Here is a 24,438-nt window from a genome sequence, read left to right as displayed (position 1 = left end):
CCGTCCGAGCCGTGCCACCCACGGCCGGGCCCGCACCGCGCTGCCCGTCTGCCGCGTACACCACGGAAGAGAGACCCCATGTCCTGGCTGGCGAAATTCAGCCTCGCGCAAAGGGCCCTGATAGGGCTGATGTCTATCATCGCGCTCCTCTTCGGAGCGATCGCGATCCCGCAGCTCAAGCAGCAACTGCTGCCCTCCATCGAACTGCCGATGGTCTCGGTGCTCGCCCCCTACCAGGGCGCCTCCCCGGACGTGGTCGAGAAGCAGGTCGTCGAGCCGCTGGAGAACTCCATCAAGACCGTTGACGGGATCAAGACCGTCAACTCCACCGCCAGCGAGGGCAACGCCGTCATCATGGCGAGCTTCGACTTCGGCGACAGCGGTACGAAGCAGCTCGTCGCCGACGTGCAGCAGGCCGTGAACCGGGCCAGGGCGCAACTGCCCTCCTCGGTCGACCCGCAGGTCATCGCCGGCTCGACGGACGACATCCCGACCGTCGTCCTCGCCGTCACCTCCGACAAGGACCAGCAGGCCCTCGCCGACCAGCTCGACCGCTCCGTCGTCCCGGCCCTCCAGGACATCAGCGGCGTCGGCCAGGTCTCCGTGGACGGCGTCCGCGACCTCCAGGTCTCCGTCACGCCCGACCCGAAGAAGCTCGCGGCGGCCGGACTCAACGCCGCGGCGCTCTCCGAGGCGCTCAAGGCGGGCGGCGCCGCGCTCCCGGCCGGCTCCTTCACCGAGGACGGCAAGAGCCGTACGGTCCAGGTCGGCGGCGGCTACACCTCGCTGAAGCAGATCGAGGACCTGCGCATCGCCGCCGCGGCCGGCGCCGGTGGCGGCGGAGGAGCCACGGGGCCCGGCGGTGGCGGTGACGCGGGCAACGCGCCCGGCGCCGTACGCCTCGGCGACATCGCCAAGGTCGAGCAGACCCAGGCCGCCGCCACCTCGCTGACCCGCACCAACGGCAAGCCCAGCCTCGCCGTCACGGTCACCATGGACAAGGACGGCAGCGCCGTCGCCATCTCCGACGCGGTCCAGGAGAAGCTCCCCGACCTGCGCAAGGACCTGGGCTCCGGTGCCGCGCTCACCGTCATCAGCGACCAGGGCCCCGAGGTCTCCAAGTCCATCTCGGGCCTGACCACCGAGGGCGCGCTCGGCCTGCTCTTCGCCGTCCTGGTGATCCTGGTCTTCCTGGCCTCGCTCCGCTCCACCGTCGTCACCGCGGTCTCCATCCCGCTCTCGATCGTGCTCGCGCTGATCGTGCTCTGGACCCGTGACCTCTCCCTCAACATGCTCACCCTCGGCGCGCTGACCATCGCGATCGGCCGTGTCGTGGACGACTCGATCGTCGTCCTGGAGAACATCAAGCGCCACCTCGGCTACGGCGAGGAGCGCCAGCACGCGATCCTCACCGCCGTCCGCGAGGTCGCGGGCGCGGTCACCGCCTCCACCCTCACCACCGTCGCCGTCTTCCTCCCCATCGGCCTGGTCGGCGGCATGGTCGGCGAGCTGTTCAGCTCCTTCTCGCTCACCGTCACGGCGGCGCTGCTCGCCTCGCTGCTCGTCTCCCTCACCGTGGTCCCGGTGCTCTCGTACTGGTTCCTCAAGCCCCCGAAGGAGGCCGTCGGCGTCAGCGCCGAGGAGGCCCGCAGGGTGGCCGAGGAGAAGGAGGCCGGCAGCCGGCTCCAGCGGCTCTACGTCCCGGTCCTGCGCTTCGCGACCCGGCGCCGGATCGCCAGCCTCGCCATCGCGATCGTCGTCCTGCTGGCGACGTTCGGCATGGCCCCGCTGCTCAAGACGAACTTCTTCGACCAGGGCGAGCAGGAAGTCCTCAACGTCAAGCAGGAGCTGCCGCCGGGCACCAGCCTGGAGGTCGCCGACGAGGCGGCGAAGAAGGTCGAGGATGTCCTCGCCCGCATCGGCGAGGTCAAGGACTACCAGGTCACCGTCGGCTCCTCCGGCTTCATGGCGGCCTTCGGCGGCGGTACGGGCGCCAACCAGGCCTCGTACCAGGTGACTCTGAAGGACTCCTCGAAGTCCGAGCAGACCACGGAGGAGCTGAAGAAGGAACTCGCCAAGCTCGACGGCATCGGCGACACCACGATCGGCGCCGGCGGCGGCTTCGGCGACCAGAACCTGAGCGTCGTCGTGAAGGCGTCCGAGCCGGACACCCTGAACAAGGCGGCCGAGCAGGTACGGGACGCGGTCGCGAGCCTGGACGACGTCAGCGACGTCCAGAGCGACCTCTCCCAGAGCATCCCCCGCATCTCGGTCAAGGCCAACGCCAAGGCCGCCGACGCCGGGTTCAACGACGCGACGCTGGGCATGCTCGTCGGCCAGGCGGTCCGCGGCACCCCGTCCGGCACGGCGATGCTGGACAACACCGAGCGCGACATCGTCGTCACCTCCGACAAGCCCGCCAAGACCGTCGCCGAGCTGAAGAACCTCCAGGTCGGCGCGGTGAAGCTGAGTCAGATCGCCGATGTCGAGGTGGTCCCGGGACCGGTCTCGATGACCCGGATCGACGGCGCGCGCGCCGCGACGATCACGGCGAAGCCGGTCGGTGACAACACCGGCGCGGTCAGCGCCGACCTCCAGTCGAAGATCGACGGCCTGAAGCTCCCCGACGGCGCCACCGCCACCATCGGCGGCGTCTCGGCCGACCAGAGCGACGCGTTCGTCCAGCTCGGCCTGGCGATGCTCGCGGCCATCGCGATCGTGTTCATGCTCCTGGTGGCCACGTTCCGCTCGCTGGTCCAGCCGCTGATCCTGCTGGTCTCCGTCCCGTTCGCGGCGACCGGCGCGATCGGACTGCTGCTGGTCACGGGGACGCCGCTGGGCATCCCCGCGATGATCGGCATGCTGATGCTGATCGGCATCGTGGTGACCAACGCGATCGTCCTGATCGACCTGATCAACCAGTACCGCTCGCAGGGCCTCGGCGTCGTCGAGGCGGTCGTCGAGGGCGGCCGCCACCGGCTCCGCCCGATCCTGATGACGGCGCTCGCCACCATCTGCGCCCTGGTCCCGATGGCCCTGGGCGTCACCGGCGAGGGCGGCTTCATCGGCCAGCCGCTCGCGGTGGTCGTGATCGGCGGTCTGCTCTCCTCGACGCTGCTCACGCTGCTGCTGGTGCCGACGCTGTACGCCATGGTGGAGCTCCGCAAGGAGCGCCGCGCGAAGAAGAAGGCGGCGAAGCGGGCGAAGAAGCAGGGCACCGAGAACCCGCGGGGCCAGGACACCGGCCAGGACCCTGGTCAGGACTCCGGCTCGGCGGCGGCCCCGGAACCGGCGAACGTCTGACGTACCCCGGTCGCTGAAGTGCCCCGAATCCCCCGCGTACGGCGGGGGGTTCGGGGCACTGCGTCGTCACGGGGCGCCAGGGGGTACCGGGCGCCATGGGGTACGGGGCGCTACACGGAGGCGCTGGTACGGGCGGGACCGGGGCGTGCGGTACGGGCGGGACCCCGGCACGCCGTCCACCAGAACAGGCAGGCGCACACGAAGGCCGTCCCCCCGAAGGCCAGCGACTGCGTCAGCGAGTCGCTCCGCGCCCCAGCGGGGAAGGCGGCGGCCGCCGACACCACCAGGGCGAGGGCCGGCCGTATCCGAGGACCCGCCGCAGGCTCCGCCGGGGCGCCGTCGCCGGACGGCGGCAGCAGCCGGACCACGAGGGTGTACGCGGCGCAGGCCAGCAGCGTGGCGCCCAGGACATCGCTGAGCCGGTGGTGGTACGTGGCGAGCACGGCCCCGGCGGTGACGGCGAACCACCCGGTGCCCACCAGGGCGACGTACGGCCGGAAGCGCGGCGCGGCGACGAGCACGGCGCCGAGCACCAGCGCGGCCGGAATGGCCGCATGCCCACTGGGGAAGCTCGCCTCCAGCAGCGACTCCCGAGCGCCCACCCAGTCGGGGCGGGGCAGCACCATCCTGGCGAACTCCTTGCTCCCCAGGGTGAGCACGACGACGCCGACCGCCGCGACCCCCTGCCACCAGCACCGGCGCACCACCGCGACGGCCGCGATGACCGCGATCCCCACCAGCAGCGTGGGCATCGCCGTCATCTCCAGCGGCGGCATGGCCGAGGAGCCGTAGGCCGACCCCGACAGGCCGTAGACCCAGGCCGGCCGGGCGCCGACCTCGCCGGGGCCGAAGAGGAAGTTCTCCGCCCGCTGCCCGAACGGGGTGAGGACGGCGAGCAGATAGACCGCGAGGAACGCCAGACCGTACGGCAGGGCCGCGAGCGCCGCCGGCCGTACCGGCCAGGAGGCGCGGGGGGTCTCCGGGCGGGTCTCCGGGCGCGTGGCCAGGGACGAGGGAACGCGCGAAGTCATCGCCTTCTCGTTTTCTGCGTGGGGGAGGGGGAGGAGGAAGGGGCCGGGGATCTGGGGGCGTCCGGGGATTCGGAAGGCCGGGGACCTGGGGGGGCCTACGCGAGGAGCGCCCGCTCGCGCCGCCGCTGCGCGGTGATCGCCAGCACCGGCAGCGGCGCGACCAGCAGGAGGAGCACGATCAGGTTCGGCAGGGACTGGAGGAACCACTCCGGCCGGGCGACGATCGCCTGCGTACGGACGAAAGCGAAGGCCGCCACGGGGATCAGCCACCGGCGGTCCCCGGTCGCCGCCGTCGCCGCCCACGCGGCCAGCAGCCCGGCGACCTCCAGGACGAACAGGCCGCGCTGGAAGACCGGACTGACGGCGGTGACATGGAGGGAGCCGGCCAGGGCCAGGGCGAGGACGACGGGGACCAGCAGACCGTACGAGCGCCGCCGGAGCCGCCCGGGACGGCAGGCGGCCAGCGTGGCGCAGGCGAGGAAGAGCGCCCCCGACAGCACCGGGTCGTGGGAGGTGATCGGGGTGCCGAGGCCGTAGTACCCCATGCCCGCCTTGCCCTCGTCCCCGAAGAGCACCGTGTCACCGCCGGAGGCGATCCCGGCGTACACCATCGCCGCCGAGGCCGGCAGCGCGAGCCACACCCGGCCCCGCACCAGGGCGGCCAGGCATATCAGTGGCAGCAGCCCGTACGGCAGGAGCCGCGTCCGGGTGCCGGGCCCCTCGGCCCACGGATACCAGCCGGAGTGGCGGAAGGCGATGGCATGCGGGCCCGGGTCGACGCGGAGCGCCCAGTGCCAGACGTCCTGGAGGTACGGCATCAGCGCCAGCGCGGCGAGGACCAGGCCGGTCAGATGGATGCCGTCCAGCCACCACGGCCGGGCCGGGTCGCCGGCGACGCCCCGGGCGCGCGCCTGCACCCCGGAACGGACCAGCGCGGCGATCTCCCGGGGCGGCGGCCAGGAGCGCCCCGGGTACGCCTCCGCCAGGCAGGCCAGCACTTCGTCGCCCTGCCGGGCACGGTACGACGCGGGGTACGCCGCGAGCAGCAGACGGTTCACGCCGGGCTCACCCCGGCCTCCCCGGCCCGCCCGATGACGACGGCCGCCGCGCGCTGCATCCGCAGCGCCTCACGGCCGAGCGCCTCGGTGCCGTCCTCGGTCAGCCGGTAGTACCGCCGGGCCCGCCCGTCCACGATCTCCTCGCGGTCGGCCACCACCCACCCGGCCCGCTCCATCCGCTCCAGGGCGCCGTAGAGCGTGCCGACGGCGATCCGGAGCCGCCCTTCGGTGGCCCGTTCGGCGGCCTTGATGATGCCGTAACCGTGGAGCGGACCGTCCATGAGGGCGGCGAGGATGAAGTACTGCGGTTCCGTCAGGGACGGATTCTGTCGGGCCATGCGCCGAGGATATATCGCGTACCGAAGTATGGTGCGCCGGGATATGTAACAGGACATGAACAGGGGCGCCGCCGGGGCTCCCGGAGCGCGGCCAAACCATTGGCGCGGCCGGGGCCCGGCACCCGACCATGGGGCACATGAGCGACCAACCCGCACGGTGGACCCAGGCCACCGTCTACCCCGACATGTGGGCCGACCCGGACGACGACCCGCGCGAGGGCACCGTGAGCCCCGACGGTGAACTCCCCACCCTCCACGACTATCTGAGGCACTACCGGCTGACCCTCCGGATGAAGTGCGAGGGCCTGGACCCGGAGCAGTTGGCCCGCCGCTCCGTGCCGCCGTCGACCATGTCGCTGCTCGGCCTGATCCGCCACCTCGCGCGGGCCGAGCGGGACTGGCGGAACTGGACAGGCGACGGCGAGCCCCTGCCGAAGCTGTACGGCGGCGGGGACGGCGACTTCGACGGGGCGGTCGCCGACCAGGCCGTGGTCGACGCCGCCTACGCCGACCTGGAGCGCGAACAGGCCGCCACCGACGCCGCGCTGGCGGCCCACCCGGACCCGGGCGAGCGGGTGGGGGAGCGGCGGATCGCGGTACGGGAGCTGGAGGTGCACCGGATCGAGGAGTACGCCCGGCACTGCGGCCACGCGGACCTGCTGCGCGAATGCGTCGACGGGAGGGTGGGCCAGTGACGGGCCGGTGACGGCACCGGCGCCGTATCCGGCGCGGGGGGTGGGGGGACGGCCGATCGCCCCGTACAGCCGCCGTACGGTGTGCGGTACCGTCGGAAGCCGAAGGGGGCCGGGGGCGCGCCAACCCCCGCCCACGGCAAGCGGATTCGGGCGGAACCGGCCGGTCCCGCCGGAACCGACGGAGCCTCGGCGAGGAGGGGCGGGCCATGTCCGACGCGTTCGGGAACCCCGACGAGGACCCCGACGAGAACCCCGGGGAAGAGGCGACTCCGGCCGAGATCGCGCGCGCCCGGTACGCGCTCTACGTGGAGTCGCTGCGGGTGCGGATGGACAGCGCGCGGTTCGAACTCCTCATGGAGATCATCCGGCAGTGGGCGGCGCACGGCGGCGGCACCGTACGGGTCCGGCTGGACGAGCCGGAGCGGGAGCTGTTCACCCAGGAGGTCCAGCAGGAGTTCCTCAGCCTGATGGGCCTGATCGGCGCGATGCGCCCCGGTCACGAGGACCGGGCCCACCACGTTGTCGCCCATCTGGGTGATGGTGAGCACACCAGGGGAGCCATGTCACTGGTCCCCCCGGAGGTCGCCGCCGACCCCGCGAAGCTCCGCGCGATGCGGGACAAGCTCGACGCGGAACAGGGCCGCCGCCACGCGGACGAGAAGACGGTGGAAGCCATCGCCCGGGCGAGCGGCATGCCCACGGGGGACACCGGCACGGACACCGGCACAGGCCCCGTCACCAGCACAGGCAGCGGCAGCGGGACCGGCGAGGGTTTCGGTCCCGGCGAGGGTCCCGGCCCCGCCCCCCGAACCCGGCTCGGGCCCCGAGGGCACCCCGTAGGAGCGCCCGCTCCGCCCGTACGGCGCCCACTCCTCCGGTACGGCGGCCATCCGTCACCCCCGTCTCCGTCCCCCGCCTGCCCTCCGCGCCGCCAGCACCGCGAGTCCCCCGCACACCGCCATCCCCGCGAACACCGGCACCGCCGCCTCCGCCCCGCCCAGCCCCGCCAGCGGGGCCACCACAGCGCCCACCGCGCTCTGCGCCGTCCCCAGCAGGGCGGAGCCCGTCCCGGCCGCCTCCGGGACGCGGGCCACCGCCAGGGCCGCCGCGTTGCCCAGGGCCAGGCCGAGTCCCGCGCAGAACACCGTGATCAGCGGCAGATACGAGGCGAGCGTCAGGGCCCCGGCGCCCGCCACCCCCAGCAGCGCCACCGCCGCGGCCCCCGCCCCGTACACCCCCGCCGCCAGGAGCCGTTCCACGCGGATCCGGCCCACCAGCCGGGCCGCCGTCGCCCCGGCGAGCGCCATGACCACCGCGCCGCCCGCCACCGGCGCCACCACCGGCGCGAGCCCCGCCAGTGTCATCAGCACCCCCAGCAGCCGCGCCGCCGCCGGGCCCGTGGCCACGTCCGCGACCACCGCCCGCCCGACCACCACCCCCGCGGCCCCGCAGAAACCGGCCACCAGCCGCAGCGCGACCAGCGCCCCGAGCCCGGGGGAGAGGGCGCAGAGCGCCGTCGCCGCCGCGCAGCCGGCCGCCCCCGCGAGCAGCGGGACCCGCCGCCCGTACCGGCCGGAGAGCGGGCCGAGCACGAGATGGCCGAGCGCCATACCGGCCAGGAACGCGGTGAGCGTGAGCTGCGCCCCCGAGGCGTCCGTACGGAGCTCGGCGGCCATCCGGGGAAAGGCCGGCAGATACATGTCGGTGGAGAGCGGACCGACGAAACAGAGCAGGACGAGCGCGGCGGTGAGCCGGTGACGGGGCATGACGCGATGACCTCTGGAGTCCAGGGAGCGGGCAGGGACCAGCAGAGGGGATGGTGGGGAGCGGCGCCGCCACATCGGTGACGGGGGCGGCGTCAGGGGGCGGCATCAGGGGTCGGGTACGCCCGGCTCCGGTGGACCGGCTGCCACGGCGGAGCGCGAGGACGGAGCCCCGGGCTCGGAACGCCTGGCCGGTGGGAGCGTCACTCTACCTCCGGGGGAGGGGACGGGGCAGGGGGCGGTGGTACGGAGGCCACGCGCCCGCCCCCGTACCGCCACCTCTGCCCCGTACGCCCCCGCCCCGGCTACGGCAGCGCCAGCATCCGCTCCAGCGCGCGCTGCGCGTACTCCGCGGTCTCCTCGTCGACCCGGATGCGGTTGACCTCGTTGCCCTCGGCGAGGGACTCCAGGGTCCAGACCAGGTGGGGCAGGTCGATGCGGTTCATGGTGGAGCAGAAGCAGACCGTCCGGTCGAGGAAGACGACCTCCTTGCCCTCCGGGGCGAAACGGTTCGCCAGGCGCTGGACGAGGTTGAGCTCCGTACCGATCGCCCACTTCGAGCCCGCCGGGGCCGCCTCCAGGGCCTTGATGATGTACTCGGTCGAACCGACCTGGTCCGCCGCCGCCACGACTTCGTGCTTGCACTCGGGGTGCACCAGCACGTTCACCCCTGGGATGCGCTCCCGCACGTCCCGTACGGAGTCGAGCGAGAAGCGGCCGTGGACCGAGCAGTGGCCGCGCCAAAGGATCATCTTCGCGGCCCGCAGCTCCTCCGCCGTGAGGCCGCCGTTCGGCTTGTGCGGGTTGTAGACGACGCAGTCGTCCAGCGACATCCCCAGGTCGCGGACGGCGGTGTTCCGGCCCAGGTGCTGGTCGGGCAGGAAGAGCACCTGCTCACCCTGGTCGAACGCCCACCGCAGCGCCCGCTCGGCGTTCGACGAGGTGCAGATCGTGCCGCCGTGCCGGCCGGTGAACGCCTTGATGTCCGCCGAGGAGTTCATGTACGAGACGGGCACGACCCGCTCGGCTATGCCCGCCTCCGTCAGCACGTCCCAGCACTCCGCGACCTGCTCGGCCGTGGCCATGTCCGCCATGGAACACCCCGCCGCGAGGTCCGGCAGGATCACCTTCTGGTCATCGGTGGTCAGAATGTCCGCCGACTCGGCCATGAAGTGCACACCGCAGAAGACGATGTACTCCGCGGCCGGCCGCGCCGCCGCGTCCCGCGCGAGCTTGAAGGAGTCCCCGGTGACATCGGCGAACTGGATCACCTCGTCGCGCTGGTAGTGGTGGCCGAGGACGAAGACTCTCTCCCCGAGTTTCTCCTTCGCCGCACGGGCGCGCGCCACCAGATCCGGATCGGACGGGGCGGGCAGATCGCCGGGGCACTCCACCCCGCGCTCGCTGCGCGGATCGGCCTCCCGGCCGAGCAGCAGCAGGGCGAGGGGCGTCGGCTGGACGCCGAGATCCTGGACGGCGGGATCCTGTACGGGCTGGGCCGTGGTCACGTCACGCACCTTCTCTTCTCGGCGGATTCTGCTCGGCAGCCGCCCCTTTTCGTCTGATTGACATTATCTATGATAGCCGCTTAGTGTCATATTGACGATGCCCATAGCGTCGATGTGACGCATTCCGGTGCGGGGCCCGGTGTGCGAGCATGAACGAGGGAAGACACGTGCCGGCGCCCGGAATGAATCCGTGGCCGCGCAGGTTGCACAGTCGGCAAGCAGTCCGTACAACCCGGGAGAGAAGCAGATGTCCGTATCGGACGAGACCACCACCGTGAGCGACGGCATCCTCCTGTCCGACGCCGCAGCGGCCAAGGTCAAGGCCCTGCTGGACCAGGAAGGCCGCGACGACCTCGCGCTGCGCGTCGCCGTTCAGCCCGGCGGCTGCTCCGGCCTGCGCTACCAGTTGTTCTTCGACGAGCGCTCGCTCGACGGTGACGTCGTCAAGGACTTCGGCGGCGTCAAGGTCGTCACCGACCGGATGAGCGCCCCGTACCTGGGCGGTGCCTCCATCGACTTCGTCGACACCATCGAGAAGCAGGGCTTCACGATCGACAACCCGAACGCGACGGGCTCCTGCGCCTGCGGCGACTCCTTCAGCTAAGGCCGGCTAAGCCGAAGGCGCACAGGCCTGTATACGTACGGCGAGAGGCGGCGCCCCCCCCATCCGGGGGGCGCCGCCTCTCGCCGTACCGCTCAGGCGCGCGCCGTCAGCTTCTCGCCCGTCGTCGCGTCCACGACCTCCCGGTCGCCCAGCGGCTTCTCCAGCTTCACCTCGACCGACTGCTCCTTGGCCATGGCGACACAGAACCGGTCCGGGTCGGGGTTGGTCACCACCAGCTTCACCTTCACCGCCGTGCCGCTCTCGTCCGCCGTCGCCTTGTACGTGTCGCACACACCGCCCATGAAGTGCAGGGTCAGGGTCGCGCCGTCCACCTCGTACGACGTCGCGCGCTGCTTGGCGTCCAGCCCGCCACCGCCCCCGTCACCCGCACCGGCGCCCGAGCCGGGCTCCGTCCCGGCCCCCGGACCCACCGCGCCCGGGCCGCCCGGCTCCTCCTCATGCGAGGGGACGGGGGCCGGCGCGGGCGCCGTCAGGAACTTCGGGGCCACCGCCGGGTGCGTCACCGTGTACGCCACGGACCCGTCCCGCGGGGCCACCTGGAAGAGCCACGACGGTACGAGCACCCCGCGCCCCTCCACCGTCCGCACCGCGAGCCCGAACACCGCCTTGTCGATCTCCAGCGAGTCCGGGGAGCCGGCCGAGGCCGGTGACGCCGGGGAGTACGGCGTGCCGCTCTTCGGGGCACACGGCAGCGCCGGCGGTACGTCGCCCATCGCGCCCCGCGCGGACTCCACGCCCCCGGTCAGCGGCACCGGGCCCGCGCAGCCGCCGATCCGGTCCGCGCCGCTCCCCGAACGGGTCCCGGACGCCGCCTTGTTCAGCTCCTTCAGCGTCTCCGCCGCGCCGATCACCGGATATGTGTCGCCCTTCACCGGCGTCGAGAGCTGCCCGTACCCACCGGTCACCCGGCCGTCCGCGTCCACCTGGACCGCCGTCGACCAGCCGTAGGTGGGCAGCCCGCCGACCACCGGGTCCGCGTCGACCACCCGGACCGCGCCCATCAGACGGCTCGCGTCGACCGCCGCGTCCTCCTGGCCGAGCGCCTTCAGCACCGGCGCCGCGGCCTTCTTCGCCGCCGCCTCGCTCACCGCGTCACCCTCGTCGACCGGCGCGAACGAGCCACCGGCGGGCGCCCCGGACGCCTTCCCGGAGGCACTGCCCGCACCGCCCGCGCCGCAGCTCTTGCCCTTGGCGCACGCGTCGCCGCCCGCCGCGGCGAACGCCGCGAACGTCCAGTTGCCCGGCGCCTGCCGGGCCACCCGCAGCAGCGGTCCCGAACCGTCCTTCTCCGTACCGACCTTCCAGGACTCCCCGTCCGGACGGGGAGCCCCCGTCAGCCCGAACGCCTTCGCCAGCCGGGCCACCTCGGCCGCCGTGACCGTCCCGCTCGTCCGGTACACCGGCGCCGTCTCCGGGCCCGAGGGCAGCTTCTCCCGGGCGTGGTAGACGACACCGCTCGGGTCGGGCTCGCCCGGCGCGATGGCGGGCGGCGGGGTGTCCCCGGAGCCACCGGCCGCCGGCGCCCCCGCGGCCCCCTCCGCCGAGGTCAGGTCGAGCGCGAGCGGCGGCGGGACCGATGCCCCCGTACCGCCGCCCTTGGCGTCGCCGTCCGCACCGGAGGTACCGAAGGCGCTCGTGGCGAAATACGCACCCCCGCCCCCGGCGATCAGGACCGCCGCCGCGACCGCGGCGACGGCGAGGCGTGAACGCCGGCCGCGCGGGCGGTCGGCGCCGTCGGCCGAGTTCTTGTCGGGCCGCTCCGTGCTGGTCACCGCTGCGCTCCTTCGACTGCGTGTTCGTTCCCTGGCACCGGTGTGACGGAAGAGCGCCCCGCACGGTTCCCCGGTTGGGCCATACGAGGCGGGAGTTAACTCGATCGAGTGCCCGTCACCCGTCAATCGCCGTATTCGGACATTCTGCGGACCGCGCCCGACGCGCCGGGAGGAGCGCGCCGCGAACCGGTAGCGTGAACCGTCCACTGTTCTCCCTCATCAGGAGCGTTCACGCCGTGCGCATCGCAGTCACCGGCTCCATCGCAACCGACCATCTGATGACCTTCGCCGGCCGGTTCGCCGACCAGCTCGTCGCCGATCAGCTCCACACGGTCTCCCTCTCCTTCCTGGTCGACAACCTGGAGGTGCGCAGGGGCGGTGTCGGCGCGAACATCGCCTTCGGCATGGGCCAGCTCGGCGCCCGCCCGATCCTGGTCGGCGCGGCGGGCCAGGACTTCGACGAGTACCGGGCCTGGCTCGACCGGCACGGCGTCGACACCCACTCCGTACGGATCTCCGAGGTGCTGCACACCGCGCGCTTCGTCTGCACCACCGACGCCGACCACAACCAGATCGGCTCCTTCTACGCGGGCGCGATGAGCGAGGCCCGCCAGATCGAGCTCCAGAAGGTCGCGGACCGGGTCGGCGGCCTCGACCTCGTCGTCATCGGCGCCGACGACCCCGAGGGCATGCTCCGCCACACCGAGGAGTGCCGGACCCGCTCCATCCCGTTCGGCGCGGACTTCTCGCAGCAGATCGCCCGCATGGAGGGCGAGGAGATCCGCACCCTCCTCGACGGCGCCACCTACCTCTTCTCCAACGAGTACGAGAAGGGCCTCATCGAGGCCAAGACCGGCTGGACCGACGCGGAGATCCTCTCCCGGGTCGGCCATCGCGTCACCACCCTCGGCAAGCGCGGGGTACGGATCGACCGCGTCGGCGAGGAACCGATCCTCGTCGGCTGCCCCGAGGAGACCGTGAAGGCCGACCCGACCGGTGTCGGCGACGCGTTCCGCGCCGGGTTCCTCTCCGGCCTCTCCTGGGGCGTCGGCCTGGAGCGCGCCGCCCAGGTCGGCTGCATGCTGGCCACCCTGGTCATCGAGACGGTCGGCACCCAGGAGTACACCCTCGCCAGGACCGGCTTCATGGAGCGCTTCACCAAGGCGTACGGCCACGACGCGGCGGCCGAGGTCCAGGCCCACCTGAACTGAGCGGGACCGGCGGCGGCCCCGGAGCTACGACACCCGGCGGACCACATAGGCGACACCCTGGTCCGCCGGGCGCTCCCCGACGTACTCCTGCCCGCGCATCTCGCACCACGCGGGGATGTCGAGCCGCGCCGCCTCGTCGTCCGAGAGCACCGTCACCGTGGCGCCCACGGGCACCTCGCCGAAGACCTTGGCCAGTTCGATCACCGGGATCGGACACCGCCGCCCGAGCGCGTCCACCACCAGCCCCGCCCCGGGCTCCCCGGCCGCCGCGGGACCGGAGGCCGCCGCGCCGGACGCCCCGCCCGGCGCCCCCAGCCGCTCCCGTACGCGGGACACCGCCCCCGGCACCACCGCCAGGAACCGGTCCACATCCGCCTCCGCCGTCCCCGGCGGCAGCGAGACCCGGATATTGCCCTCCGAGAGCACGCCCATCGCGCGCAGCACATGCGACGGGGTCAGCGTGGAGCTCGTACAGGAGGAGCCGGACGAGACCGAGAAGTCCTCCCGGGCCAGCTCGTGCAGGAGCGCCTCCCCGTCGACGTAGAGGCAGGAGAACGTCACCACATGGGGCAGCCGCAGCTCCGGGTGGCCCACCACCTCCACATCGGGCACCAGTTCCGGCAGCCGCGCCCTGATCCGCGCCACCAGCCCGCGCAGCCGCGCCCCCTCGGCCGCCGCCTCCGCCCGTACCGCGCGGAGCGAGGCCGCCGCCGCCACCACCGCCGGGATGTTCGGGAAGCCGGGCGCCCGCCCCGACTCCCGCTCGTCCACCGGCGGGCGCGGCGCGAACCTGACCCCCTTGCGTACGGCCAGCATCCCCACCCCGGGCGGGCCGCCCCACTTGTGCGCGCTCGCCGCCAGCAGCGACCAGGCGCCCTCCACCGGTCCCCAGGGCAGCGACTGCGCCGCGTCCACCAGCAGCGGGACCCCCCGGTCCCGGCACGCCTCGGCGACCTCGGCCACCGGCTGCTCCGTACCCACCTCGTGGTTGGCCGACTGGAGGCAGGCCAGCGCCGTACCGTCGGCCAGGGCCCCGGCGTACGTCTCCGGCGCGACCGCCCCGTACCGGTCCACGGGCACCTCGGTCACCGTGCCGCCGGTCGCCGCCTCGTGCGCCGCGGCGGCGTGAAGGAGCGCGGAGTGCTCCACGGCGGAGAGCGTCAACCCGAGCCCGACCCGGCGGCGGCCCGCCAGCACCCCCGACACCCCGGCGTGCAGCGCGTGTGTCCCCGAAGGAGTGAAGACGAGTTCGTCGGGACGACAGCCGACCGCCTCCGCCGCGGCCTCCCGGGCCGCGTCCAGCAGCAGCCCGGCCCGCCGCCCCTCGCGGTGCAGCCGGGTCGGGTCCGCCCACCCCTCGTCCAGGGAGGCCAGCAGGGCCTGCCGGGCCACGGGGTGCGGAGGAAGGGCGGAAGCGGCGTCGAAGTAGGGCACGCCCGCCACCGTAACCGGCCGCCGGAGGGGGCGTCAGAAGCGGACCGGCGGCGGCGGACCGGGGCGCGCGGACGGCCCCGAAGGGCGCGGCCCACTCCTTCGGGGAGTCGGGCGGCGCGTTGGGCACCCTCCCCGCACACCCTGAAAACGCGTCCAGTAGGGTTTGGTCCGCATAAACATCCACACCCACGCCCGCGTCAGGGCCGGCGACCGACCAGTCAGACGGCCGCGGCCGGCCGCGCGGGCGAGACTCTCGGGAAGGCGCTACGTGAGTCCCAACGGCTCCGACCGCTCGTCGCGGCGCCCGATGCGGCGGAAGCTGCCGCAGGTGCTGCTTGCGGGCCTGATCCTCGCGACCTCCACGGGTTGCACCTACAAGGACTTCCCCCGCCTCGGAATGCCCACCCCGGTGACGGAGGAGGCTCCCCTGATCCTCTCCCTGTGGCAGGGCTCGTGGGCGGCAGCGCTCATCACGGGCATCCTGGTATGGGGCCTGATCCTGTGGAGCGTCATCTTCCACCGGCGCAGCCGCACCAAGGTGGAGGTCCCTCCGCAGACCCGGTACAACATGCCCATCGAGGCGCTGTACACCGTGGTCCCGCTCATCATCGTCTCGGTGCTCTTCTACTTCACCGCACGGGATGAGACGAAGCTCCTCGAACTCTCCAAGAAGCCGGCCCACACCATCAACGTGGTCGGCTACCAGTGGAGCTGGGGCTTCAACTACATCGAGAACGTGGACGGTAACCCGAACACGGGGAAGAAGATTCCCAAGGAACTCGATGCCATCCCCGACCGGTTCACGAAGGAATTCCCGGAGGGGGCCGAGGGCGTCTACGACTACGGCGTCCCGGGCACGCGCAACCCGCAGACGGGCAACCCGGGGCCGACCCTGTGGCTGCCCAAGGGGGAGAAGGTCCGGTTCATCCTGACCTCGCGTGATGTCATCCACTCCTTCTGGGTGGTGCCCTTCCTGATGAAGCAGGACGTCATCCCGGGGCACACCAACTCCTTCGAGGTCACCCCGAACCAGGAGGGCACCTTCCTCGGCAAGTGCGCCGAGCTGTGCGGTGTCGACCACTCGCGGATGCTCTTCAACGTCAAGGTGGTCTCCCCGGAGCGCTACCAGCAGCACCTGGAAGAGCTGGCCAAGAAGGGCCAGAACGGCTACATCCCGTCGGGCATCGCGCAGACGGATCCGGCCAGGAATGCGGAGACGAACAAACTGTGAGCATCCTCAACGAACCCCAGGGTGCCGCCGCGGCAGCGGACGACTCGTATGAGAACGAGCTGCCCGTACGGCGCAAGCAGCCGGGCAATGTCGTCGTGCGGTGGATGACGACCACCGACCACAAGACGATCGGCACGATGTATCTGGTCACATCGTTCGCGTTCTTCTGCATCGGCGGGATCATGGCGCTCTTCATGCGCGCCGAACTGGCCCGACCGGGCACGCAGATCATGTCGAACGAGCAGTTCAACCAGGCGTTCACCATGCATGGCACGGTCATGCTGCTGATGTTCGCCACCCCGCTCTTCGCGGGCTTCGCGAACTGGATCATGCCGCTCCAGATCGGCGCGCCCGACGTGGCGTTCCCGCGGCTGAACATGTTCGCGTACTGGCTCTACCTCTTCGGCTCGCTGATCGCGGTGAGCGGCTTCATCACCCCGCAGGGCGCGGCGGACTTCGGGTGGTTCGCGTACTCCCCGCTCTCCGACGCGGTCCGCTCGCCGGGCATCGGCGCCGACCTGTGGATCATGGGTCTGGCGTTCTCCGGGTTCGGGACGATCCTCGGGTCGGTCAACTTCATCACCACGATCATCTGCATGCGCGCGCCCGGCATGACCATGTTCCGCATGCCGATCTTCACCTGGAACGTGCTGCTCACCGGTGTGCTGGTGCTGCTCGCCTTCCCGGTGCTCGCCGCGGCGCTCTTCGCGCTGGAGGCGGACCGCAAGTTCGGTGCGCATGTCTTCGACGCGGCCAACGGCGGGGCGCTGCTCTGGCAGCACCTGTTCTGGTTCTTCGGCCATCCCGAGGTCTACATCATCGCCCTGCCGTTCTTCGGGATCGTCTCGGAAGTCATTCCGGTCTTCTCCCGCAAGCCGATGTTCGGCTACATCGGCCTGGTCGCCGCGACGATCTCCATCGCCGGCCTCTCGGTGACGGTGTGGGCGCACCACATGTATGTGACGGGCGGCGTGCTCCTGCCGTTCTTCTCGTTCATGACCTTCCTGATCGCGGTGCCGACCGGGGTGAAGTTCTTCAACTGGATCGGCACCATGTGGAAGGGCTCGCTCTCCTTCGAGACGCCGATGCTCTGGACCGTCGGGTTCCTGGTGACCTTCCTCTTCGGCGGGCTCACCGGGGTCATCCTGGCCTCGCCCCCGATGGACTTCCACGTCTCCGACTCGTACTTCGTGGTGGCCCACTTCCACTACGTGGTCTTCGGGACCGTCGTCTTCGCGATGTTCGCGGGCTTCCACTTCTGGTGGCCCAAGTTCACCGGCAAGATGCTCGACGAGCGGCTCGGGAAGATCACCTTCTGGACGCTCTTCATCGGCTTCCACGGCACCTTCCTCGTCCAGCACTGGCTGGGCGCCGAGGGCATGCCGCGCCGGTACGCTGACTACCTCGCCTCGGACGGGTTCACCGCGCTGAACACCATCTCCACGATCAGCTCGTTCGTGCTCGGCCTGTCGATCCTGCCGTTCTTCTACAACGTCTGGAAGACCGCCAAGTACGGCGAGAAGGTCGAGGTGGACGACCCGTGGGGCTACGGCCGTTCACTCGAATGGGCGACTTCCTGCCCGCCGCCGCGGCATAACTTCCTCACCCTGCCGCGGATCCGCTCCGAATCCCCCGCGTTCGATCTGCACCACCCCGAGATCGCCGCGCTCGACCAGTTGGAGAACGCGGGCCACGGGGCCCCGGCCGGTGCTCTCGCCGGTGGCAAGGAGGCCGGCAAGTGAAGATCCAAGGCAGGATGTTCATCTGGCTGAGCGTCTTCATCCTGGCCGTCGCCATCGTGTACGGCGTCTGGTCGAAGGAGCCGGTCGGCACCACGGCGCTCTTCCTGGCCTTCGGCCTGAGCGTGATGATCGGCTTCTACCTGGCCTTCACGGCCCGGCGGATGGACGCGCTCGCGCAGGACAACAAGGAAGCCGACGTCGCGGACGAATCCGGTGAGGTGGGGTTCTTCGCCCCCCATAGCTGGCAGCCGCTCTCGCTCGGCATCGGCGGCGCGCTCGCGTTCCTGTCCATCGCCATCGGCTGGTGGCTGATGTACTTCTCGCTGCCGCTGATCCTCGTCGGCCTGTGGGGCTGGGTCTTCGAGTTCTACCGGGGCGAGAACCAGAACCAGTAGCGGACCGCACGGCCCGCTTCGGGGGCCCGGACACCCTCCCAGGGGTGCCCGGGCCCCCGTTTGCATCACCCGTCGCGCTGCGGAGGGAGATTCTTCTTACCGTGTGCTCATGAACCACACGCCACGCTTGCGCACCATCCTGAGCTGCACCGTACTGGTCGTGTCCCTCGGGGCGAGCGCGACCGCGTGCGGGGGGTCGGACCCTCACCCGCTCTCCAACAAGCCGTACGACGCCGACGGCCAGGTCCTCTTCAGTGTCGCCCCCGGCGGCAAGAAGGTGAACCCCGACAAGCCCCTCGAAGTCGCCTCCAAGAGCCGCGAGGGCCGGATCACCGACGTCACCGCGGTCGACGCCGGGGGCCACTACCTGGCGGGCGAGCTCACCGCCGACGGGATGCGCTGGCGCTCCACCGCCCCGCTCGCCGCCGGGGCCCGCTACACGGTCCGGGTCGCCACGGAGAACAAGGACGGCAAGCCCGGCTCACGCTCCCTCACCTTCGACACCGCCAAGGCGAAGAAGACCATGGAGGTCGAGTTCGGCCCCGACCCGGGCACCTACGGCGTGGGCCAGCCGATCACCGCCACGCTCAGCGAGCCGGTCAAGGGCGCGAAGGCCCGCGCCATCGTGGAGCGCTCCCTGTCGGTGCGCTCCACCCCCGCCGCCGAGGGCGGCAACTGGCACTGGGTGGACGACGAGACGCTGCACTTCCGCCCCAAGGAGTACTGGCCCGCCAACAGCAAGATCGTCGTCACCAGCCACCTCGACGGGGTGAAGATCGACGACAAGCTGTACGGCAGCGCCACCAAGCCGCTGAAGCTCACCATCGGCGACAAGGTCGAGGCCATCACCGACGCCTCAGCGCACTACATGACGATCTACCGCAACGGTGAGGAGATCAACAGCATCCCGGTGACCACCGGGAAGCCCGGATTCTCCACCCGTAACGGCATCAAGGTCGTCCTCGGCAAGGAGTACTTCGTCCGGATGCGCGGCTCCAGCGTCGGCATCGGCGGCAACGAGGGGTACGACCTGCCGGTCTACTGGGCCACCCGTGTCACCTGGAGCGGCGAGTACGTCCACGCCGCCCCCTGGTCCGTCGGCTCCCAGGGGGCCGCCAACGTCAGCCACGGCTGCACCGGCATGTCCACGGGCAACGCCGCCTGGTTCTTCGAGACCATCAAGGAAGGCGACATCGTCCAGGTCATCAACAGCGCCGGGGACTACATGGAGGACTTCGGCAACGGCTACGGCGACTGGAACGTCGACTGGAAGGACTGGCGCAAGGGCAGCGTCCTCCAGGCCGGCATCAGGGAAGGCGCCACCCCCGCCGACGCGGCCCGGCTCCGCCCGGCCGTCTGAGGTGCCGGGTGCGGCGCGCGTGGTCCCCGTACGGGTGAGGCGTCCCGTACGTACCGGTGACGCCGTACGGCGCCGGACGCGGCCCTCGGGCCCGCCTCCGGCGCCGTACGGCGCTCGTACGGCCGTGCGGTGTCCGTGCGGCTCCGGTCAGGCGTCCACGGCGAGCCTGGCGCGGAGCAGGGAGGCCAGGGCGTCCGCGAAGCCGACCGGCTCGACCGGCAGCGTCACCGCGGCGTCCGCGCGGCTCCAGGTGGCCAGCCAGGCGTCCTGCGGGCGGCCGATCAGCAGCAGCACGGGCGGGCAGTGGAAGACCTCGTCCTTGATCTGCCGGGAGACGCCCATCCCGCCGGCGGGCGCCGTCTCGCCGTCCAGGACACAGACGTCGATCCCGCCCCGGTCCAGCCGTTCGAGCACCGCGGGCAGGGTGGCGCACTCCACGAACTCGACGGGCGGCACATCGGCGGCCGGCCGCCGGCCCGCCGCCAGCCTGACCTGCTCGCGGATGTTCGCGTCGTCGCTGTAGACCAGCACGGTGGCGGTCGGCTGCATAGTTCCTCCGTGACATCGGTGTCTGCGGGGGCTCCAGGGCTCCACGGCCCTGAACCGATGCGCGGATCGTACTCCGTCGGACGGCCGGTCAGCACGGGTAAGGACAGCCCTTCGACGGGCTGTTCGAGCTGGACACGGCCCATGGACACACCGAACGGCACCCCGGGAGTCAGCGCGAGATAAGCGACCGACATAATGTCGGTCGTGGCGACAGCAACGACAGTAGAAACCGGGCACGCGCACCCGTCGGTCAATCGGCCGAACCTCACCAGTGTCGGAACCATCATTTGGCTGAGTTCCGAGCTGATGTTCTTCGCGGCCCTCTTCGCGATGTACTTCACCCTGCGATCGGTGATGGGGGCCGAGTACTGGAAGGAAATGGCTCATGCCCTGAACGTCCCGTTCTCGACGGCGAACACGACCATCCTCGTGCTCTCCTCCCTCACCTGCCAGCTCGGCGTCTTCGCCGCCGAGCGCGGTGACGTGAAGAAGCTGCGGGCCTGGTTCGTGGTCACCTTCGTGATGGGCGCGATCTTCATCGGCGGCCAGGTCCTGGAGTACACCGAGCTGGTCAAGGTGGACGGCATCTCGCTCTCCTCCGACCCGTACGGCTCGGTGTTCTACCTGACCACCGGCTTCCACGGGCTGCATGTGACGGGGGGGCTGATCGCGTTCCTGTTCGTCCTCGGCAGGACCTACGCGGCCAAGAGGTTCACCCACGAACAGGCCACCGCCGCCATCGTCGTGTCCTACTACTGGCACTTCGTCGATGTCGTCTGGATCGGCCTCTTCGCCACGATCTACCTGATCAAGTAGGGGGACGCCGCGCCTGAGGCGCGCCGCCCGCCGCACACAGTCCAGAAGCACCGACGCAGAAGATCCTGACACCGGGGTAATCCGTGAAAAAGCTCTCCGCACGACGACGCCATCCGCTGGCGGCGGTCGTCGTCCTACTCCTCGCGCTGGCGGCCACCGGGGGGCTGTACGCCGCGTTCGCGCCCGCGAGCACGGCGCAGGCCGACGAGACCTCCCAGTCCCTCGCCATCGAGGAGGGCAAGAAGCTCTACACCGTGGGCTGCGCAAGCTGCCACGGCGTCGGCGGTCAGGGATCCTCCGACGGCCCGAGCCTGGTCGGCGTCGGCTCCGCCGCCGTGGACTTCCAGGTCGGCACCGGCCGGATGCCGGCCCAGCAGCCCGGCGCCCAGGTACCGAAGAAGAAGGTCATCTACTCCCAGAAGGAGATCGACCAGCTCGCCGCGTACGTCGCGTCGCTCGGCGCCGGGCCGATCAAGCCGACCAAGGAGCAGTACGACCCCTCGGGCGCCGATATCGCCAAGGGCGGCGAACTGTTCCGTACCAACTGCACCCAGTGCCACAACTTCACCGGTGAGGGCGGCGCGCTGACGCACGGCAAGTCCGCCCCCAGCCTGGAGGGCGTGGACCCGAAGCACCTCTACGAGGCCATGCAGACCGGCCCGCAGAACATGCCGTCCTTCCCCGACTCCACCATGCCGGAGCAGCAGAAGAGGGACATCATCGCGTACGTCAAGGCGGTCAACGGGGACGAGAGCGCGAGCCCCGGCGGCCTCTCCCTCGGCGGCCTCGGTCCCGTCAGCGAGGGCCTGTTCGCCTGGATCTTCGGACTGGGCGCCCTGATCGCCGTCGCCGTCTGGGTCGCTGCCCACACCGCTAAGGCCAAGAAGTCATGAGTAGCCAACTGAATTCACACGAAGAGAACCTGCCGGGCGGACACGACACCGCGCACGGCGAGGTGGAGCGCGCCGACGATCCGTTCGCGGACCCGGGGCTGCCGGCCCACAAACCGCGGATCCAGGACATCGACGAGCGGGCCGCCCGGCGCTCCGAGCGCAACGTCGCCCTCCTGTTCGTGATCTCGATGCTGGCGACGGTGGCGTTCATCGCCTCCTTCGTCGCCTTCCCGGTCGACAAGATCGTCTACATCTTCCCGTTCGGGCATGTCAGCATCCTGCACTTCGCGCTGGGTCTGACGCTCGGTGTCGCCCTGTTCTGCATCGGCGCCGGCGCGGTCCACTGGGCCCGCACGCTGATGTCGGACGTCGAGACCGCCGACGACCGGCACCCGATCGAGGCGCCGCCCGAGGTCAAGGCGAAGGTCCTCGCGGACTTCGCGCAGGGCGCCGCCGAGTCCGGCATCGGCCGGCGGAAGCTGATCCGGAACACGATGTTCGGCGCCCTGGCGCTCGTACCCCTCTCCGGTGTGGTGCTCCTGCGCGACCTGGGCCCGCTGCCCGAGAACAAGCTCCGCTCCACCCTGTGGGCCAAGGGCAAGCAGCTCATCAACATGAACACGATGGAGCCGCTCCGCCCCGAGGACGTCGTCACCGGCTCGCTGACGTTCGCGATGCCTGAGGGGCTCGACGAGCACAGCGAGGACTTCCAGAAGGAGATCGCCAAGGCGGCCCTGATGATCGTCCGGATCCAGCCGGACGAGATCAAGGACAAGCGCGAGCTGGACTGGTCCCACCAGGGGATCGTGGCGTTCTCGAAGATCTGCACCCACGTCGGGTGCCCGATCAGCCTGTACGAGCAGCAGACGCACCACGTGCTCTGCCCGTGCCACCAGTCCACCTTCGACCTCTCCGACGGCGCGCGCGTCATCTTCGGCCCGGCCGGTCACGCCCTGCCGCAGTTGCGGATCGGCGTGAACGCGGAGGGCAACCTTGAGGCACTCGGCGACTTCGCCGAGCCCGTCGGCCCTGCCTTCTGGGAGCGCGGATGAGTACCACGACGACCACTGCCACGACGGACACGACGGCGCGCAAGGCCCCCGCGGGCGAGCGCGTGGCCGACTGGGCCGACGGCCGGCTGGGGATCTACAGCCTCGCCAAGGCCAACATGCGGAAGATCTTCCCGGACCACTGGTCCTTCATGCTCGGGGAGATCTGCCTCTACAGCTTCATCATCATCATCCTCACGGGTGTGTATCTGACGCTGTTCTTCCACCCGTCGATGAACGAGGTGGAGTACCACGGCAGTTACGTCCCGCTCCAGGGCGTCATGATGTCGGAGGCGTTCGCCTCCACCCTGAACATCAGCTTCGACATCCGCGGCGGTCTGCTTATCCGGCAGATCCACCACTGGGCGGCGCTGATCTTCCTCGCGGCCATGCTGGTCCACATGATGCGCGTCTTCTTCACGGGCGCCTTCCGCAAGCCGCGCGAGGTCAACTGGCTCTTCGGCTTCCTCCTCTTCGTCCTGGGCATGTTCACCGGGTTCACCGGCTACTCGCTCCCGGACGACCTGCTCTCCGGCACCGGGGTGCGGTTCATGCAGGGCGCGGTCCTGTCGGTGCCGATCGTGGGCACGTACCTGTCGATGTTCCTCTTCGGCGGAGAGTTCCCCGGCGGCGACTTCGTGGCCCGGTTCTACTCGGTCCACATCCTGCTGCTGCCCGGCATCATGCTGGGCCTGGTGGTGGCCCACCTGATCCTGGTCTTCTACCACAAGCACACCCAGTTCGCGGGTCCCGGCAAGACCAACACCAATGTCGTCGGCATGCCGCTGCTGCCGGTCTACATGGCGAAGGCCGGGGGCTTCTTCTTCCTGGTCTTCGGGGTCATCGCGATCGTCTCCGCGATCGCCACGATCAACCCGATCTGGGCGCTCGGACCGTACCGGCCCGACCAGGTCTCCACCGGCGCCCAGCCCGACTGGTACATGGGCTTCTCCGAAGGCCTCATCCGGGTGATGCCCGGCTGGGAGATCAACGTATGGGGACACACCCTCGTCCTGGGCGTCTTCATCCCGCTGATCATCTTCCCGCTGGTGCTGGTCGCGATCGCGGTCTACCCGTTCATCGAGTCCTGGGTCACCGGTGACAAGCGCGAGCACCACCTGCTGGACCGCCCGCGCAACGCCCCGACCCGTACGGCCTTCGGTGTGGCCTGGCTGAGCTGGTACTTCGTCCTGCTCGTCGGCGGCGGCAACGACCTGTGGGCGACCCACTTCCACCTGTCGATCAACGCGATCACCTGGTTCGTCCGGATCGCCTTCTTCGCGGTGCCGGTGCTCACCTTCATCGCCACCAAGCGGATCTGCATCGGCCTCCAGCGGCGCGACGCCGAGAAGGTGCTGCACGGACGCGAGTCCGGCGTCATCAAGCGGCTGCCGCACGGCGAGTTCGTCGAGGTCCACACCCCGCTCGACCAGGGCGACCTGCACAAGCTCACCGCCCACGAGCAGTACCGGCCCGCCGAGCTGGGCCCCGAGACCGACGAGAACGGGGTACGCCGCAAGGTGTCGCCGGTCGAGCGGCTGCGGGTCAAGCTCAGCCAGGGCTACTACGGCGAGAACAACCAACTGCCCAAGCCCACCGCGGAGGAGTACAAGGAGATCACCAGCGGCCACGGCCACCACTGATCCCCGGCCTCACCAGGTCGCC

The 24,438-nt window shown here is 71.0% G+C and carries 20 protein-coding genes; 12 read left to right on the top strand and 8 right to left on the bottom strand.

All coding sequences use genetic code 11. The features are described from left to right. The first annotated feature begins 78 nt into the window (after positions 1–78). Entirely contained in the window at positions 79–3,303 is a 3,225-nt protein-coding gene (locus AB0O07_RS12260; protein ID WP_365631019.1) for an efflux RND transporter permease subunit, read from the top strand. 110 nt (positions 3,304–3,413) lie between these two features. Here the strand turns inward: AB0O07_RS12260 and AB0O07_RS12255 are convergent, their stop codons facing one another. From AB0O07_RS12255 to AB0O07_RS12245, 3 genes are all read right to left on the bottom strand, one after another. Further along, complete coding sequence (locus tag AB0O07_RS12255; protein ID WP_365631017.1) at positions 3,414–4,334, bottom strand: phosphatase PAP2 family protein; 921 nt, start codon at positions 4,332–4,334, stop codon at positions 3,414–3,416. Between the two features lie 95 nt (positions 4,335–4,429). Then, positions 4,430–5,392 carry a hypothetical protein gene (locus AB0O07_RS12250; RefSeq protein WP_365631015.1) on the bottom strand — a complete coding sequence of 321 codons (963 nt, stop codon included), beginning with the start codon at positions 5,390–5,392 and terminating at the stop codon, positions 4,430–4,432. Beyond that, positions 5,389–5,730, bottom strand: coding sequence for a helix-turn-helix transcriptional regulator (locus tag AB0O07_RS12245; RefSeq protein ID WP_365631013.1), 342 nt, complete (start codon positions 5,728–5,730; stop codon positions 5,389–5,391). The genes AB0O07_RS12250 and AB0O07_RS12245 overlap by 4 nt, the downstream gene beginning before the upstream one ends. Before the next feature lie 128 nt (positions 5,731–5,858). Here AB0O07_RS12245 and AB0O07_RS12240 point away from each other — a divergent pair, with 128 nt between their 5' ends. Beyond that, the gene (locus AB0O07_RS12240; protein WP_365631011.1) at positions 5,859–6,425 is read left to right on the top strand and encodes a DUF664 domain-containing protein; all 567 of its coding nucleotides are present in this window, start codon (positions 5,859–5,861) and stop codon (positions 6,423–6,425) included. Positions 6,426–7,318: 893 nt separating this feature from the next. Here AB0O07_RS12240 and AB0O07_RS12235 read toward each other — a convergent pair. Then, entirely contained in the window at positions 7,319–8,191 is an 873-nt protein-coding gene (locus AB0O07_RS12235) for an MFS transporter (RefSeq protein ID WP_365631009.1), read from the bottom strand. Between the two features lie 302 nt (positions 8,192–8,493). Beyond that, complete coding sequence (gene nadA, locus AB0O07_RS12230; RefSeq protein WP_365631007.1) at positions 8,494–9,705, bottom strand: quinolinate synthase NadA; 1,212 nt, start codon at positions 9,703–9,705, stop codon at positions 8,494–8,496. A 238-nt stretch (positions 9,706–9,943) separates the two neighbouring features. On the opposite strand from nadA, the gene AB0O07_RS12225 reads away from it, so the two are divergent. Next, positions 9,944–10,300, top strand: a complete 357-nt coding sequence (locus AB0O07_RS12225; protein WP_030745999.1) for an iron-sulfur cluster assembly accessory protein — start codon at positions 9,944–9,946, stop codon at positions 10,298–10,300. A 92-nt stretch (positions 10,301–10,392) separates the two neighbouring features. Here the strand turns inward: AB0O07_RS12225 and AB0O07_RS12220 are convergent, their stop codons facing one another. Further along, positions 10,393–12,093 carry a hypothetical protein gene (locus AB0O07_RS12220; RefSeq protein ID WP_365631004.1) on the bottom strand — a complete coding sequence of 567 codons (1,701 nt, stop codon included), beginning with the start codon at positions 12,091–12,093 and terminating at the stop codon, positions 10,393–10,395. Between the two features lie 236 nt (positions 12,094–12,329). Between AB0O07_RS12220 and AB0O07_RS12215 the strand changes: the two genes are divergently transcribed. Continuing rightward, a complete protein-coding gene (locus AB0O07_RS12215) occupies positions 12,330–13,304 on the top strand; it encodes a carbohydrate kinase family protein (RefSeq protein ID WP_365631003.1) in 975 nt (324 codons plus the stop codon). 24 nt (positions 13,305–13,328) lie between these two features. On the opposite strand, the gene AB0O07_RS12210 is transcribed toward AB0O07_RS12215, so the two are convergent. Then, the gene (locus AB0O07_RS12210) at positions 13,329–14,738 is read right to left on the bottom strand and encodes an aminotransferase class V-fold PLP-dependent enzyme (protein WP_365631001.1); all 1,410 of its coding nucleotides are present in this window, start codon (positions 14,736–14,738) and stop codon (positions 13,329–13,331) included. Positions 14,739–15,006: 268 nt separating this feature from the next. On the opposite strand from AB0O07_RS12210, the gene coxB reads away from it, so the two are divergent. The 4 genes from coxB to AB0O07_RS12190 all read left to right on the top strand — a co-directional run bounded on the left by coxB (position 15,007) and on the right by AB0O07_RS12190 (position 19,466). Beyond that, complete coding sequence (coxB, locus tag AB0O07_RS12205; protein ID WP_365630999.1) at positions 15,007–15,969, top strand: cytochrome c oxidase subunit II; 963 nt, start codon at positions 15,007–15,009, stop codon at positions 15,967–15,969. Continuing rightward, positions 15,966–17,711 (top strand): cytochrome c oxidase subunit I, encoded by a 1,746-nt coding sequence (gene ctaD / locus AB0O07_RS12200; protein ID WP_365630997.1) that lies wholly within the window; start codon positions 15,966–15,968, stop codon positions 17,709–17,711. Before coxB ends, ctaD begins: the two co-directional genes overlap by 4 nt. Next, on the top strand, positions 17,708–18,106 hold the full coding sequence (locus AB0O07_RS12195; RefSeq protein ID WP_365630995.1) for a cytochrome c oxidase subunit 4: 399 nt from the start codon (positions 17,708–17,710) through the stop codon (positions 18,104–18,106). The genes ctaD and AB0O07_RS12195 overlap by 4 nt, the downstream gene beginning before the upstream one ends. A gap of 109 nt (positions 18,107–18,215) precedes the next feature. After that, entirely contained in the window at positions 18,216–19,466 is a 1,251-nt protein-coding gene (locus AB0O07_RS12190; protein WP_365630993.1) for an Ig-like domain-containing protein, read from the top strand. Positions 19,467–19,613: 147 nt separating this feature from the next. On the opposite strand, the gene AB0O07_RS12185 is transcribed toward AB0O07_RS12190, so the two are convergent. Next, the gene (locus tag AB0O07_RS12185; RefSeq protein WP_365630991.1) at positions 19,614–20,015 is read right to left on the bottom strand and encodes a hypothetical protein; all 402 of its coding nucleotides are present in this window, start codon (positions 20,013–20,015) and stop codon (positions 19,614–19,616) included. Between the two features lie 195 nt (positions 20,016–20,210). Between AB0O07_RS12185 and AB0O07_RS12180 the strand changes: the two genes are divergently transcribed. From AB0O07_RS12180 to AB0O07_RS12165, 4 genes are all read left to right on the top strand, one after another. After that, positions 20,211–20,831, top strand: a complete 621-nt coding sequence (locus tag AB0O07_RS12180; protein ID WP_365630989.1) for a heme-copper oxidase subunit III — start codon at positions 20,211–20,213, stop codon at positions 20,829–20,831. Positions 20,832–20,914: 83 nt separating this feature from the next. Next, the gene (locus AB0O07_RS12175; protein ID WP_365630987.1) at positions 20,915–21,724 is read left to right on the top strand and encodes a c-type cytochrome; all 810 of its coding nucleotides are present in this window, start codon (positions 20,915–20,917) and stop codon (positions 21,722–21,724) included. Then, positions 21,721–22,776, top strand: a complete 1,056-nt coding sequence (locus AB0O07_RS12170; RefSeq protein ID WP_365630985.1) for a Rieske 2Fe-2S domain-containing protein — start codon at positions 21,721–21,723, stop codon at positions 22,774–22,776. Before AB0O07_RS12175 ends, AB0O07_RS12170 begins: the two co-directional genes overlap by 4 nt. Next, on the top strand, positions 22,773–24,416 hold the full coding sequence (locus AB0O07_RS12165; RefSeq protein ID WP_365630983.1) for a ubiquinol-cytochrome c reductase cytochrome b subunit: 1,644 nt from the start codon (positions 22,773–22,775) through the stop codon (positions 24,414–24,416). The genes AB0O07_RS12170 and AB0O07_RS12165 overlap by 4 nt, the downstream gene beginning before the upstream one ends. Positions 24,417–24,438: the final 22 nt, after the last annotated feature.

Origin of the sequence: Streptomyces sp. NPDC093085, from assembly GCF_040683935.1 — a bacterium.
GTDB lineage: Bacteria > Actinomycetota > Actinomycetes > Streptomycetales > Streptomycetaceae > Streptomyces.
This window is presented reverse-complemented; position numbering and strand designations above follow the sequence as displayed.

Excerpts from the sequence above, each read along its gene's own strand:
- AB0O07_RS12260 (WP_365631019.1), top strand. The coding sequence starts at position 79 with ATGTCCTGGCTGGCGAAATTCAGCCTCGCGCAAAGGGCCCTGATAGGG.
- AB0O07_RS12255 (WP_365631017.1), bottom strand. The coding sequence starts at position 4,334 with ATGACTTCGCGCGTTCCCTCGTCCCTGGCCACGCGCCCGGAGACCCGC.
- AB0O07_RS12245 (WP_365631013.1), bottom strand. The coding sequence starts at position 5,730 with ATGGCCCGACAGAATCCGTCCCTGACGGAACCGCAGTACTTCATCCTC.
- AB0O07_RS12240 (WP_365631011.1), top strand. The coding sequence starts at position 5,859 with ATGGGGCACATGAGCGACCAACCCGCACGGTGGACCCAGGCCACCGTC.
- AB0O07_RS12235 (WP_365631009.1), bottom strand. The coding sequence starts at position 8,191 with ATGCCCCGTCACCGGCTCACCGCCGCGCTCGTCCTGCTCTGTTTCGTC.
- AB0O07_RS12225 (WP_030745999.1), top strand. The coding sequence starts at position 9,944 with ATGTCCGTATCGGACGAGACCACCACCGTGAGCGACGGCATCCTCCTG.
- AB0O07_RS12190 (WP_365630993.1), top strand. The coding sequence starts at position 18,216 with ATGAACCACACGCCACGCTTGCGCACCATCCTGAGCTGCACCGTACTG.
- AB0O07_RS12185 (WP_365630991.1), bottom strand. The coding sequence starts at position 20,015 with ATGCAGCCGACCGCCACCGTGCTGGTCTACAGCGACGACGCGAACATC.
- AB0O07_RS12180 (WP_365630989.1), top strand. The coding sequence starts at position 20,211 with ATGTCGGTCGTGGCGACAGCAACGACAGTAGAAACCGGGCACGCGCAC.
- AB0O07_RS12170 (WP_365630985.1), top strand. The coding sequence starts at position 21,721 with ATGAGTAGCCAACTGAATTCACACGAAGAGAACCTGCCGGGCGGACAC.
- AB0O07_RS12165 (WP_365630983.1), top strand. The coding sequence starts at position 22,773 with ATGAGTACCACGACGACCACTGCCACGACGGACACGACGGCGCGCAAG.